The sequence below is a fragment of the Streptomyces sp. NPDC040610 genome, assembly GCF_055594065.1.
The window spans coordinates 314,541-327,006 of the sequence record NZ_JBVIXA010000006.1 but is presented as its reverse complement, the minus strand read 5'-3'; the positions used below and the strand labels follow the sequence as shown (position 1 = coordinate 327,006).

The 12,466-nt window shown below is 70.5% G+C and carries 13 protein-coding genes and 1 pseudogene; 13 read left to right on the top strand and 1 reads right to left on the bottom strand.

The features are described 5' to 3' along the window. The first annotated feature begins 242 nt into the window (after positions 1 to 242). The 5 genes and pseudogenes from dop to prcA all read left to right on the top strand — a co-directional run bounded on the left by dop (position 243) and on the right by prcA (position 3,988). Complete coding sequence (gene dop, locus ACZ6AA_RS22855; RefSeq protein ID WP_468453017.1) at positions 243 to 1,754, top strand: depupylase/deamidase Dop; 1,512 nt, start codon at positions 243 to 245, stop codon at positions 1,752 to 1,754. A gap of 132 nt (positions 1,755 to 1,886) precedes the next feature. Further along, the gene (locus ACZ6AA_RS22850; protein ID WP_016325855.1) at positions 1,887 to 2,105 is read left to right on the top strand and encodes a ubiquitin-like protein Pup; all 219 of its coding nucleotides are present in this window, start codon (positions 1,887 to 1,889) and stop codon (positions 2,103 to 2,105) included. A 34-nt stretch (positions 2,106 to 2,139) separates the two neighbouring features. Further along, a pseudogene (locus ACZ6AA_RS22845) lies at positions 2,140 to 2,352 on the top strand (endonuclease domain-containing protein); the annotation flags it as partial. Beyond that, entirely contained in the window at positions 2,304 to 3,149 is an 846-nt protein-coding gene (gene prcB / locus ACZ6AA_RS22840; protein WP_380852719.1) for a proteasome subunit beta, read from the top strand. The pseudogene ACZ6AA_RS22845 and the gene prcB, both read left to right, overlap by 49 nt. 50 nt (positions 3,150 to 3,199) lie before the next feature. Continuing rightward, complete coding sequence (gene prcA, locus ACZ6AA_RS22835) at positions 3,200 to 3,988, top strand: proteasome subunit alpha (protein ID WP_468453020.1); 789 nt, start codon at positions 3,200 to 3,202, stop codon at positions 3,986 to 3,988. Between the two features lie 42 nt (positions 3,989 to 4,030). Here the strand turns inward: prcA and ACZ6AA_RS22830 are convergent, their stop codons facing one another. After that, complete coding sequence (locus tag ACZ6AA_RS22830; protein WP_468453022.1) at positions 4,031 to 5,065, bottom strand: LacI family DNA-binding transcriptional regulator; 1,035 nt, start codon at positions 5,063 to 5,065, stop codon at positions 4,031 to 4,033. Positions 5,066 to 5,309: 244 nt separating this feature from the next. Here ACZ6AA_RS22830 and ACZ6AA_RS22825 point away from each other — a divergent pair, with 244 nt between their 5' ends. The 8 genes from ACZ6AA_RS22825 (at position 5,310) to ACZ6AA_RS22790 (ending at position 12,289) form a co-directional block, all read left to right on the top strand. After that, entirely contained in the window at positions 5,310 to 6,569 is a 1,260-nt protein-coding gene (locus ACZ6AA_RS22825) for an MFS transporter (RefSeq protein ID WP_468480666.1), read from the top strand. Between the two features lie 9 nt (positions 6,570 to 6,578). Then, entirely contained in the window at positions 6,579 to 7,940 is a 1,362-nt protein-coding gene (gene pafA, locus ACZ6AA_RS22820) for a Pup--protein ligase (RefSeq protein WP_468453026.1), read from the top strand. A 184-nt stretch (positions 7,941 to 8,124) separates the two neighbouring features. Then, entirely contained in the window at positions 8,125 to 9,120 is a 996-nt protein-coding gene (locus ACZ6AA_RS22815) for an FKBP-type peptidyl-prolyl cis-trans isomerase (protein ID WP_468453028.1), read from the top strand. A gap of 64 nt (positions 9,121 to 9,184) precedes the next feature. Continuing rightward, the gene (locus tag ACZ6AA_RS22810) at positions 9,185 to 9,559 is read left to right on the top strand and encodes an FKBP-type peptidyl-prolyl cis-trans isomerase (RefSeq protein WP_468453030.1); all 375 of its coding nucleotides are present in this window, start codon (positions 9,185 to 9,187) and stop codon (positions 9,557 to 9,559) included. 146 nt (positions 9,560 to 9,705) lie between these two features. Further along, a complete protein-coding gene (locus tag ACZ6AA_RS22805) occupies positions 9,706 to 10,722 on the top strand; it encodes a helix-turn-helix transcriptional regulator (protein ID WP_385724203.1) in 1,017 nt (338 codons plus the stop codon). An 18-nt stretch (positions 10,723 to 10,740) separates the two neighbouring features. After that, a complete protein-coding gene (locus ACZ6AA_RS22800) occupies positions 10,741 to 11,784 on the top strand; it encodes a helix-turn-helix transcriptional regulator (RefSeq protein ID WP_471459629.1) in 1,044 nt (347 codons plus the stop codon). Positions 11,785 to 11,836: 52 nt separating this feature from the next. Continuing rightward, on the top strand, positions 11,837 to 12,082 hold the full coding sequence (locus ACZ6AA_RS22795; RefSeq protein ID WP_385724198.1) for a hypothetical protein: 246 nt from the start codon (positions 11,837 to 11,839) through the stop codon (positions 12,080 to 12,082). Positions 12,083 to 12,091: 9 nt separating this feature from the next. Next, positions 12,092 to 12,289, top strand: a complete 198-nt coding sequence (locus ACZ6AA_RS22790; RefSeq protein WP_468453034.1) for a hypothetical protein — start codon at positions 12,092 to 12,094, stop codon at positions 12,287 to 12,289. Positions 12,290 to 12,466 lie beyond the last annotated feature (177 nt).

Genomic DNA, 12,466 nt, shown 5'->3' with positions numbered 1-12,466 from the left:
GGTGCCCTCCACGGGTACCCGCAGCCGACTGTTTTCCGCCGGTCGCGGGCGCCTCGCAGCCGCGTCACCAACCCAGCGAGAGCAAAGCAGGAAATGATCTCCCCACCAGCGCAGAGGCGTTCTAGGCTCTTCCGTACCGCCGAGTCGCGCAGTGCGGGGACGGGCACCGCACACGCACCGGAGAACCAGCGGTACTTGAGCGGCGCCCCCGACCGAGGGCGCCGCCGGGCAAGGAGGGCCGCATGACCGTACGGCGAGTAATGGGCATCGAGACGGAGTACGGCATCTCCGTCCCCGGCCACCCCAACGCCAATGCCATGCTCACCTCGTCCCAGATCGTCAACGCCTACGCCGCGGCGATGCACCGGGCGCGACGCGCCCGCTGGGACTTCGAGGAGGAGAATCCGCTGCGGGACGCGCGGGGCTTCGACCTCGCCCGCGAATCCGCCGACGCCAGCCAGCTCACCGACGAGGACATCGGCCTCGCCAACGTGATCCTCACCAACGGGGCCCGCCTCTACGTCGACCACGCACACCCCGAGTACAGCGCCCCGGAGGTCACCAACCCCCGCGACGCCGTCCTCTGGGACAAGGCCGGCGAACGCATCATGGCCGAGGCCGCCGAGCGGGCCGCCGCGCTCCCCGGCGCCCAGCCGATCCACCTCTACAAGAACAACACCGACAACAAGGGCGCCTCCTACGGCACGCACGAGAACTACCTGATGAAGCGGGAGACCCCGTTCTCGGACATCGTGCGCCACCTCACGCCCTTCTTCATCTCCCGGCAGGTCTTCGCCGGGGCGGGCCGCGTCGGCATCGGCCAGGACGGCCACGAGCACGGCTTCCAGCTCAGCCAGCGCGCCGACTACTTCGAGGTCGAGGTCGGCCTGGAGACCACCCTCAAACGGCCCATCATCAACACCCGCGACGAGCCGCACGCCGACGCCGAGAAGTACCGCCGCCTGCATGTGATCATCGGCGACGCGAACCTCTCGGAGATCTCCACCTACCTCAAGCTCGGCACCACCTCGCTGGTCCTCGCCATGATCGAGGACGGCTTCATCGCGGTGGACCTCGCCGTCGACCAGCCCGTGCGCACCCTCCACCAGATCTCCCACGACCCGACCCTCCAGCACCTGGTCACGCTCCGTAGCGGCCGCACGCTCACCGCGGTGCAGCTCCAGATGGAGTACTTCGAGCTGGCCCGCAAATACGTCGAGGAGCGGTACGGCGCCGACGCGGACAACCAGACCAAGGACGTCCTCAGCCGCTGGGAAGACGTCCTGAACCGCCTGGAGAACAACCCGATGAGTCTCTCCGGAGAGCTCGACTGGGTCGCCAAGCGGGAACTCATGGAGGGTTACCGCCGCCGTGACGGCCTCGACTGGGACGCCGCGCGCCTGCACCTGGTGGACCTCCAGTACGCGGACGTACGCCCCGAGAAGGGCCTGTACAACCGCCTCGCGGCCCGCGGCAAGATGAAGCGCCTCCTGGACGAGGGCGACGTCGAGCGGGCCCGCACCAAGCCGCCCGAGGACACCCGCGCCTACTTCCGGGGCCGCTGTCTGGAGCAGTACGCCGACGACGTCGCCGCGGCCTCGTGGGATTCGGTCATCTTCGACCTGCCCGGACGCGACTCGCTCCAGCGCGTGCCCACCCTGGAGCCGCTTCGCGGAACGCGTAATCACGTCAAGGAGCTCCTCGACCGGTGCCGCACGGCGGAGGATCTGGTCCGGGTGCTCTCCGGAGGCTGAAAGGCGGCTGAAAGACCGGCGGCGGGGGAATCACAGAGGTGGGCCCCGCACGTTGTACGAAGTGCGGGGCCGATGTCAGACCCGGCTTGTAGGGTCTGATCAAGAAACGTCTAACCGAGCGGGGTGAGGTAGATGGCGACCAAGGACACCGGCGGCGGACAGCAGAAGGCGACGCGTTCCACCGAGGAGGTCGAGGAGCAGGCGCAGGACGCGCAGGCTTCCGAGGACCTCAAGGAGCGCCAGGAGAAGCTGAGCGACGACGTGGACTCCGTCCTGGACGAGATCGACGACGTCCTCGAGGAGAACGCGGAGGACTTCGTGCGCTCCTTCGTTCAAAAGGGTGGCCAGTAGACCGCCCACCCCTTGGTTTCCAAGGGCGGGCGGGGGCCGTCGAGTGCGCTGCGAAAGCGCGACGGCCCATGTGGATCACTGCCACGGGACGGGTAGGGTCCGTGGCGTACTGTGCTTCAACTGCAATTCGGCGATCGGCAAGTTGGGAGATGCTCCCGGCACCTTGCGCCGGGCCATCAGTTACCTGGAAGGAAACCCGTGGAAGCCAACACTCGAAAGCCCGGGCGTCTGCCGGCTGCCTTCCTGACCCCTGGTTCCTCGTCCTTCATGGACTTTCTCTCCGAGCACCAGCCGGAAATGCTCCCCGGCAAGCGGCAGTTGCCGCCGACGCAAGGGGTGCTCGAGGCTCCGCACGGCACGACCATCGTGGCGACGACGTTCCCCGGCGGCGTGGTGCTCGCCGGTGACCGTCGCGCCACGATGGGCAATGTCATCGCGCAGCGCGACATCGAGAAGGTCTTCCCGGCCGACGAGTACTCGGCGGTCGGCATCGCGGGCACGGCCGGTCTCGCCGTGGAGATGGTGAAGCTGTTCCAGCTGGAGCTGGAGCACTTCGAGAAGGTCGAGGGCGCGACGCTCTCCCTGGAGGGCAAGGCCAATCGGCTCTCGACGATGATCCGGTCCAACCTGGGCATGGCGATGCAGGGCCTCGCGGTCGTCCCGCTCTTCGCGGGGTTCGACGTGGACCGTGCCAAGGGCCGCATCTTCTCGTACGACGTGACGGGCGGCCGCAGCGAGGAGCACGGATTCGCGGCGACGGGCTCGGGCTCGGTCTTCGCGCGCGGGGCGATGAAGAAGCTCTACCGCGACGACCTGACGGAGGAGCAGGCGACGACACTCGTCGTGCAGGCGTTGTACGACGCCGCGGACGACGACTCGGCGACGGGCGGTCCGGATGTCGCCCGGCGGATCTATCCGATTGTGACGGTGATCTCCGAAGAGGGCTTCCGGAGGCTGGCGGAGGCGGAGACCTCCGAGATCGCGCGCTCGATTCTGGCTCGTCGTCTCGAGCAGCCGGACGGACCGCGCGCCGCGCTGCTCTGAGTGCCCCGTTGTTGTTGTGTGAATTTTTGACAGAAAGGGACGGATAGCCGGTGTCGACGCCGTTCTATGTCTCACCCCAGCAGGCCATGGCCGACCGGGCGGAATACGCCCGCAAGGGCATCGCCCGAGGTCGCAGTCTGGTCGTGCTGCAGTACGCCGATGGCATTGTGTTCGTCGGTGAGAATCCGTCCCGTGCGCTGCACAAGTTCAGCGAGATCTATGACCGGATCGGTTTCGCCGCGGCCGGTAAGTACAACGAGTACGAGAACCTCCGCATCGGCGGCGTCCGCTACGCCGATCTGCGGGGATACACCTATGACCGTGACGATGTGACGGCCCGCGGTCTGGCGAATGTGTACGCACAGACGCTGGGCACTATTTTCTCCAGCAACGCGGAGAAGCCCTACGAGGTCGAGCTGGTCGTCGCCGAGGTCGGCACGACCCCGGACGGCGACCAGATCTACCGGCTGCCGCACGACGGCTCGATCGTCGACGAGCACGGCTCGGTCGCGGTGGGCGGCAACGCGGAACAGATCAGTACGTATCTCGACCAGCGCCACCAGGACGGGATGACGCTCGCCGAGGCGCTGAAGCTCGCGGTGCAGTCGTTGTCGCGCGACACCAACGGCAGCGAGCGGGAGATCCCCGCGGAGCGCCTGGAGGTGGCGGTCCTCGACCGTACGCGGCCGCAGCAGCGGAAGTTCAAGCGGATCGTCGGCCGCCAGCTGGAGCGGCTGCTCGGCGAGGACGGCACGGCGGCGGACGCGGGGGACGACGCGGAGTCGGATGCCGCCTCCGACGCCGCATCGGATTCCGGTTCGGACGCGTCCGAGGAGTAGTTCCGCGGCCGCAGCAGGCGAATTGGCCCCGTGCCCCGGCGTTCAGCGTCGGGGCGCGGGGCTTTGTGCCGTGGAGCCGCGGACGACGAGATGGGCGGGCAGGGCCGCGGGTTCGGGGGCGCGGCCGTCGAGGACGGCGATGAGGGTGGCCATGCCCTGCTCGCCGAAGCGTTCGGCGGGCAGGGCGACGGTGGTGAGTTCGGGCTCGACGGCGGTGGCGAGGGTCAGATCGTCGAACCCGGTGACGCTGAGGTCGTCCGGCACGTGCAGGCCGAGGCGGCGGGCGGCCTTGCAGACGCCCGCGGCGAGGATGTCGTCGTCGCAGACCACGGCGGTGGGGCGGGGCCCTGGTCCGCTGAGCGCGGTCTCGGCGGCGATGCGGGCGTCGTCGACGGTCAGCAGCGCCTTGGCGGTGCGGACGGTCGCGCCGGTGCCCCGGACGGCGGTGACGAGGGCGTCGCGGCGCACGTGGAAGGTCCAGGAGTCGATGTCGGCGGCCAGGTGCAGGAGGTCGCGGTGGCCGAGGGCGAGCAGGTGCTCGGTGGCCTGGCGCATGCCGTCGGCGATGTCGAGGTTGACGGTGCTCGCGCCGAGGCTGCCCGCGGGGTCGCTGTCGAGCATGACGAGGGGGAGTTCGTCGCCGCGGATCGCGCCGAGGGCCTCGGAGGCCATGGAGGAGGCGAGCACGCCGTCGAGTGAGGCGCGGGCGGAGTCGAAGGGGTCGCGGGCCGGGGCGGTGAGGTCGGGGGTGGGGTAGAGGACCACGCCGAAGCCGTGCCGGGCGGCGACGCGGGCGGCTCCGGTGTGCACGCGGGCGAAGAACTCGTTGGTGAGGGCGGGCACGACGAGGAGGGCGGTGCGGGTGCGGCCGAGGCGGAGGTTGCGGGCGGCGAGGTTGGGGCGGTAGCCCAGCTCGCGGGCGGCGGCGCGGACGCGCTCGGCGGTGCGCTCGGCGACGCGGCCCTGCCACTTGTCGCCCAGGACGAGGGAGACGGTGGCCTGCGAGACCCCGGCGGCGCGGGCGACGTCGCGGCTGGTGGGGCGGGGGGCCGCGGTGTCGTGCTGGGGTCCGGCCACGGACGTCTCCTGGTCGCTGTGGGGCCCCGGCGTGGTGGGGCGGTGGAGCCCCGGGGGCGGGGCGGTGCGGGGTGCGGTCGGCGCCGGGACGCGGTCCCGCGCCGGCGGTCGGGGCGCCCGGCGCACGGCGGGCACGCACGGACAGTGGACTGGTGAACAGCGCACATGGTACGTATGACCCCGCGAAGTTATACGTACAACTAAGGGCGCATCGGCGCGCGGGCGGGCGAGGAGAGGCTCACTGATGGCTTCCGGTTACGGCGAGATCCTGCGCGCGCGGTACGCGACGCGACTCCTCGCGGGCACCCTCGTGGGCCGACTGCCGAACGCGACGGCCGCGATCGGCATCGTGCTGTTCGTCCGCGCGGAGGGCGGCTCGTACAGCCTGGCCGGTGCGCTGGCCGCCGTCTACGGAGTGGCGACGGCCGTGGGGCAGCCGCTGCTCGGGCGCCTGGTGGACCTCCACGGCCAGCCGCGCGTGATGCTGCCCGCGGCCGTCGTCTCGGGCCTCGGCATGGCGGCCTTCGCGTTCACCGGCCCCGACATGCTGGCCGCCGCGTACACCGCGATGGTGGTCGCCGGACTGTTCACGCCGCCGCTGGAGGGCGGCCTGCGGGCGCTGTGGCCGGACGTGCTGCACAAGGAGGGGCAGGTCCACACGGCGTACGCGATGGACGCCGTGGCGCAGGAGGTCATGTTCACCGTCGGGCCGCTCCTGGTGACCGGGCTCGTGTCGCTGTGGTCGGCGAGCGCGGCCCTGCTCGTCGTGAACGCGATCGGTGTGCTCGGCGCGCTGTCGGTGGTGGTGTCGCGCCCTTCGCGCGCGTGGCGGTCGGCGCCGCGTGAGGCGCACTGGCTCGGCGCGCTGCGCTCCCCGGGACTCCTCGCGCTCCTCGGCGCGTTCCTGTTCGTCGGCACGGCGCTCGGCGCGATCACGGTGGCGGGGGTGTCGTACGCGGACGGGCACGGCGGGGACGCGGTGTACGGCTGGATGATGGCGGGCCTCGGGCTCGGGGCGCTCGCGGGCGGGACGGTCTACGGGGCGCGGCAGTGGAGCGGCGCGCCGGAGCGGCGCCTGGTGCTGCTCGTGGCGCTGCTCGCGGTCTGCTACGTGCCGTTGGTCCTGGTGCCGGGCGCGGCGGGCATGGTGGCGCTGACCGCGCTCGCCGGGGTGTTCCTCGCGCCGGCGCTCGCGTGTGCGTTCATCGTCGTGGACCGGCACGCGCCCCGGGGCACGGTCACGGAGGCGTTCTCGTGGCTGGTGACGACGTTCACGGTGGGCACGTCGGTCGGGACGGCGGCGGGCGGTCCCGTGGTCGAGTGGGCCGGGACGCGCTGGGGGTTCGCCGTTCCGGGACTCGCGGGTGGGGCGGCACTGCTGGTGCTCGTGTGCACAGGGCGGGCGTTCGCATCCGCAGGTGTGGGCCCGGTGGTTGCGGGTTCATCGGAAAATGATCGAAACGGTGCTGCCGAACCCGGTTTCAGTGCGGGGCATCGGGCGTAATGTTCAGTCATGGACCGCCGCATTTTCGGGCTGGAGAACGAGTACGGCGTCACGTGCACGTTCAGGGGACAGCGCCGTCTGTCGCCTGACGAAGTGGCGCGCTACCTCTTCCGCCGTGTTGTGTCATGGGGCCGCAGCAGCAACGTCTTTCTGCGGAACGGCGCCCGCCTGTATCTCGACGTGGGTTCACACCCGGAATACGCCACACCCGAGTGTGACAACGTGACCGAGCTGGTCACCCACGACAAGGCAGGCGAGCGCATTCTGGAAGGCCTGCTCGTCGACGCCGAACGCCGCCTGCACGAGGAGGGAATCGCGGGCGACGTCTATCTCTTCAAGAACAACACCGACTCGGCGGGAAACTCCTATGGTTGTCATGAGAACTATCTCGTGGCCCGGCACGGGGAGTTCTCGCGTCTCGCGGACATCCTGATTCCGTTCCTCGTCACCCGGCAGTTGCTGTGCGGCGCGGGCAAGGTGCTGCAGACCCCGCGCGGCGCGGTGTACTGCGTGAGCCAGCGCGCGGAGCACATCTGGGAGGGTGTGTCGTCGGCGACGACACGCTCACGGCCGATCATCAATACGCGTGACGAGCCGCACGCGGACGCCGAGCGCTACCGCCGACTGCATGTGATCGTCGGCGACTCGAACATGTCCGAGACGACCATGCTTCTGAAGGTCGGCGCGACCGATCTCGTGCTCCGGATGATCGAAGCGGGCACGGTGATGCGGGATCTGACGCTGGAGAACCCGATCCGGGCCATCCGTGAGGTCAGCCACGACATCACGGGCCGCCGCAAGGTCCGGCTGGCCAGCGGCCGGGAGGCCTCCGCCCTCGAGGTGCAGCGCGAGTACTACGAGAAGGCGGTCGACTTCGTCGAGCGCCGCGGCATCCGCACCGGCACGGTCGAGCAGGTCCTCGAGCTCTGGGGCCGCACGCTCGACTCGATCGAGAGCGAGGACCTGGACCGCATCGCCACCGAGATCGACTGGGTGATGAAGTACAAGCTCATCGAGCGGTACCGCGCCAAGAACAACATGACGATGTCGCACCCGAGGGTCGCGCAGATAGACCTCGCCTACCACGACATCCACCGCCGCCGGGGCCTGTACTACCTCCTGGAGCGCAAGGGCCAAGCCGCCCGGATCTGCAACGACTTGAAGATCTTCGAGGGCAAGTCGGTGCCGCCGCAGACCACCCGGGCGCGGCTGCGCGGCGACTTCATCCGCCGTGCCCAGGAGCAGCGCAGGGACTTCACGGTGGACTGGGTGCACCTCAAGCTCAACGACCAGGCGCAGCGCACCGTGTTGTGCAAGGACCCGTTCCGTTCCGTCGACGACCGGGTGGAGAAGCTGATCGCCGGGATGTGAGCCGGGCATGACCGCCGGGTGACAGGCCCGCGGTCGGCGGGTGGCCGGATCGTGGCCCACGAGACGCCAGGGTGTTGTGGGAACGCAACGCGGGGCGCCGTACGTTCCTCGTACGGCGCCCTTCTCACTGCGTAGAGTTGCGCGCACGCCAACCCACAAGATCGATTGATACGAGGCCCCCACCGTGCGCCGACGCTCACTTCTCCTGGCCGTTCCGGCCGGCCTGCTGACCCTGGCCGGATGCGGCGACGACGACAAGTCCGACAAGGCCAAGTCCAAGGACAGCCCGTCCCCGTCGAATTCCACGCCGCCGAAGGCGAAGATCGTCGACGGCCCCGTGCCCGCCGTGAGCAAGGGCACCAAGTTCGGCGAGAAGCCCACCATCGCCAAGGGCTCCGGCAAGCCCTCGTCCGACCTCGCGGTGAAGACGCTCATCGCGGGCAAGGGCGCCACGGTCGCCAAGGGCGACTATCTCCAGGCCCACTACCTGGGCCAGATCTGGGACACGGCCAAGGTCTTCGACAACTCCTACGACCGCAAGGCCCCGACGATCTTCCCGATCGGCGTCGGCCAGGTCATCCCGGGCTGGGACCAGGCCCTGGTCGGCAAGAAGATCGACAGCCGCGTCGAGCTCGCCATCCCCCCGGAGCTGGGGTACGGCAAGCAGGGCAACAAGCAGGCGGGCATCAAGGGCACGGACACCCTGGTGTTCGTCGTCGACATCGTGAACACGTTCAGCACGAAGAGCTCCGCCAAGGGCAAGGAAGTCGCCCAGGACAACAAGGACCTGCCGAAGATCGGGACGAACACCGACGGCAAGGCCCCCTCCATCGACGTACCGAAGACGGACGCCCCGAAGAAGGTCGCCTCGGCCTATGTCATCGAGGGCGACGGCGACGAGGTCAAGGAGAGCGACACGCTCCTGTGCCAGTACAAGGGCGTGCTGTGGGCGGACGGCAAGCCGTTCGACTCCTCGTACAAGAGCGGTCAGCTCGCGCAGTTCTCGCTGGCGCAGGTCATCCCCGGCTGGCGTGAGGGCCTGAAGGGCAAGAAGGTCGGCAGCCGCGTCCTGGTCGTCGTGCCCCCCAAGGACGGCTACGCGGACAAGCCGCCGCAGGGCAGCTCCATCAAGAAGGACTCCACGCTGGTCTTCTCCGTGGACATCCTCGCCAAGATGTGATCACCCCCGGGACGGATGGCAGACTGTCCCGGTTGCCCATAACGCACATGAGCAGGAGTTTTTCGTGAGCATCGACAAGCCCGAGGTCGACTTCCCCGTCGGTGAGCCCCCCACCGAGCTGCAGATCAAGGACCTCTGGGAGGGGGACGGCGCCGTCGCCAAGGCGGGCGACTTCGTCAAGGTCCACTACGTGGGCGTGTCCTTCTCCACCGGTGAGGAGTTCGACGCCTCCTGGAACCGCGGCAACCCGCTGGAGTTCCAGCTCGGCGCCGGACAGGTCATCGCCGGCTGGGACCAGGGCGTGCAGGGCATGAAGGTCGGCGGCCGGCGCGAGCTGACCATCCCGGCGCACCTGGCGTACGGCGACCGCGGCGCCGGCGGCGGCCGCATCGCCCCGGGCGAGACGCTGATCTTCGTCTGCGACCTGGTTTCCGTCTGAGCCACGCCTGAGTCACTCCCGGACGTGTCCACGTCCGACCGGAAGTGTCCGTCGAGGGCCCCTGCCAACCCCGGCAGGGGCCCTCGGCTTTTGCCACCACACCCCGGGGCGGTACGGTCGTCGACCGGGAGAGAGAAAGGGCGTCGATGGCCATTGCCAAGGCCGAGCGGCTGATGAATCTGGCGCTGTGTCTGCTCGGGACGAGGCGTCCGCTCAGCAAGCGTGAGCTGCGGGAGTCCATCGAGGCCTACGTCGAGGCCTTCGGGCCGGGGCCGGGCGCGCCCTTCGGGCCGGGCCGGAGCGCGCTCTCCGGGCCGTCCGCCGGGTCCGAGGACTCCTTCAACCGCATGTTCGAGCGCGACAAGGACGACCTCCGCGAACTCGGCCTGGTCATCGAGACGGTGGAGAACCTGGACGGCGAGGTCGGCTATCTCGCCCGCCGCGACAGCAACCGGCTGCCGCCCATCACGCTCGACGCCGAGGAGGCCGCCGCCCTCGGCCTCGCCGCGAAGGTCTGGCAGCAGGCCCGGCTCGCGGGCGCGGCGAGCGGCGCCCTGCAGAAGCTGCGCGCCGCGGGCCTGCCCGAGGACGTGGACCCGTACGAGTCGCACGGCGCCCTGGAGCCGCACATCCCCGTGCACGAGGCGGCCTTCGAGCCGCTGATGCTGGCCTGCCGCGACCGGCGCCCCGTCGTGTTCGACTACCGCAAGGCCACCGCGGCACGCCCCGAGCAGCGCCAGGTCGAGCCCTGGGCCCTCGAATGCTGGCGCGGCCACTGGTACCTGGCGGGCTGGGACCGCGACCGGGAGGCCGAGCGCGTGTTCCGGCTCTCCCGTATCACCGGCAAGGTCCGCTCGCGCGCCGGGAAGTTCCGCGCCGAGGTGCCCGACGTGGTGACCGTGCGGGAGACCGTGGCGAGCTGGGCGGGGGAGCGGGCGGACGGCACCGCGCTGATCCGGCTGCGCAAGGGTGCGGGCTATCCGCTGCGCGCCAAGGCCGTGGCCGCCCGGGAACTCGGCGAGGGCTGGGACGAGTTGGAGATTCCGTACGGGCACGGGCTCGACGCCTGGCTGGTGGAGTTCGGACCCGACGTGGTGGTCCTCGAACCCGCCGAGCTGCGGGCGGACGTCGTGGACCGGCTGCGCGCCGTGGCCAAGGGCTGAGGGGAACGAAAGCGAGCAATGGCCACGAACGCCATCGACCAGACCAGGCGGATGCTGTCCCTGGTGACCTATCTGCGCGAGCGCCCCGGCGCCCGCGTCGCCGACGTCGCCCGCGCCTTCGGCATCACCCCCGACGAGCTGATCTCCGACCTGGATGTGCTTCCGCTGTGCGGGACCAGCTTCCGCGGCGGGGACCTCCTCGACATCGACACCGACGGCGACCGCATCTGGTGGCGCAACCCCGGCGCCCTCGGCGCGGACACGGCCGAGCCGCTGCGGCTCGCCGCCGACGAGGCCACGGCGCTGCTCGTGGCCGCCCGCGCGGTCGCCACGCTGCCCGGCCTGCGCGAGGGCGACCGGCTCGCGCTGCTGCGCGCCACGGCGAAGCTGGAGGAGGCCGCGGGCGAGGCGGCCGGGGCCAGCTCACGGCTCTCGGTCACCTTCGAGTCCGAGGGCGGCGTCTTCGCCGACGTGGACCGCGCCATCTCCGAGCGGCGCCGACTCTGGATCCGCTACTACTCCCCGGCCCGCGACCAGCTCAGCGAGCGCGAGATCGACCCGATCCGGCTCGTCAGCGTCGGCCACACCTATGTGGAGGCGTGGTGCCGCCGCTCCGAGGCGCGCCGCACCTTCCGGCTCGACCGGGTCGCCGAGATCAAGGTCCTGGACGAGCCGTCCGCGCCGCCCGAGGTCGAGCTGCGGGACCTCTCCGCCGGTCTGGTGCAGCCCGCCGCCGAGGACCCCGAGGTCGTGGTGGAGGTCGGCCCCGGCGGCCGCTGGGTCGCCGAGTACTACCCGCACGACAGCGCGGAGGAGCTGCCCGACGGCGGCCTGCGCATCACCCTGCGCACCCCCGACCCCGCCTCGCTGCGCCGCCTCGCCCTGCGCCTCGGCCGGGACGGCCGCATCGTCTCGCCGCAGGACCTGACGGACAGCGCCCGCCGTGCGGCCCAGGAGGCGCTCGTGGCCTATGAATATGAAGGGGAGGCCGGTGGGACCGGGGGCCCCGTGGGGGAGCGCGACGGCGAGCGCGTGGGCGGGGCCGACGTCGCGGGAGCGTGACCGTGCCGGGCGTGGAGAACGGAACCGAGGAGAGTTGCGCAGTATGTCACTGATGCCCCTTTCACCCCAGTCGGTGGCCGCGGTTCTCTTCAAGGCCGCCTGCCCGGACTGCCGCGCCCGCTTCGAACTGTCCGCGGGGGCCCTGCGGTTGGCCATCGGCGCCAGCCGCCGTACGACCTTCTACTCCTTCACCTGCCCCGAGTGCGGCACCGCCGTGCGCAAGCCCGCCGGGGAGCGCATCGTCGAGCTGCTCACCGGGGGCGGGGTGCGGACGCTGCGGCTGCACTCGACCGTCTAGGCTCGGCACATGTTCTGGGCGATGCTGGCGGTGGGCTCGGGGTTCTGCGGCCTCGCCGTCCTGAGTGTGTTCGCGATCAAGGTCTTCATCGAGGCGCAGCGGCTCGGCCGCCAGGTGTCGGAGACCACGCGGCGGATCAACCGCGCCGCCGAGGATCTGGAGAAGGCCGCGGCCGGCGTGGCCCACGCGGGCCGGGACCTCCCCTGAGCGCTCGCTCCGGCCGGTCGTCGGAGCGTGGCCCGGTGCGGCCTGTCAACTCCCCATACCCGGCAGGTACGCTGCTGAAGTGGCCCGAAATGTGAGGCGCGGGCCGCAACTGGGAGTATGCACGGGGATTGCCCTGCGTTTACTCCAGGGGGTTACGATCGCTGCCAAGCCCGGTGG

Excerpts from the sequence above, each read along its gene's own strand:
- dop (WP_468453017.1), top strand. The coding sequence starts at position 243 with ATGACCGTACGGCGAGTAATGGGCATCGAGACGGAGTACGGCATCTCC.
- ACZ6AA_RS22790 (WP_468453034.1), top strand. The coding sequence starts at position 12,092 with ATGTTCTGGGCGATGCTGGCGGTGGGCTCGGGGTTCTGCGGCCTCGCC.
- ACZ6AA_RS22795 (WP_385724198.1), top strand. The coding sequence starts at position 11,837 with ATGCCCCTTTCACCCCAGTCGGTGGCCGCGGTTCTCTTCAAGGCCGCC.
- ACZ6AA_RS22825 (WP_468480666.1), top strand. The coding sequence starts at position 5,310 with ATGGCTTCCGGTTACGGCGAGATCCTGCGCGCGCGGTACGCGACGCGA.
- ACZ6AA_RS22850 (WP_016325855.1), top strand. The coding sequence starts at position 1,887 with ATGGCGACCAAGGACACCGGCGGCGGACAGCAGAAGGCGACGCGTTCC.
- pafA (WP_468453026.1), top strand. The coding sequence starts at position 6,579 with ATGGACCGCCGCATTTTCGGGCTGGAGAACGAGTACGGCGTCACGTGC.
- ACZ6AA_RS22805 (WP_385724203.1), top strand. The coding sequence starts at position 9,706 with ATGGCCATTGCCAAGGCCGAGCGGCTGATGAATCTGGCGCTGTGTCTG.
- ACZ6AA_RS22800 (WP_471459629.1), top strand. The coding sequence starts at position 10,741 with ATGGCCACGAACGCCATCGACCAGACCAGGCGGATGCTGTCCCTGGTG.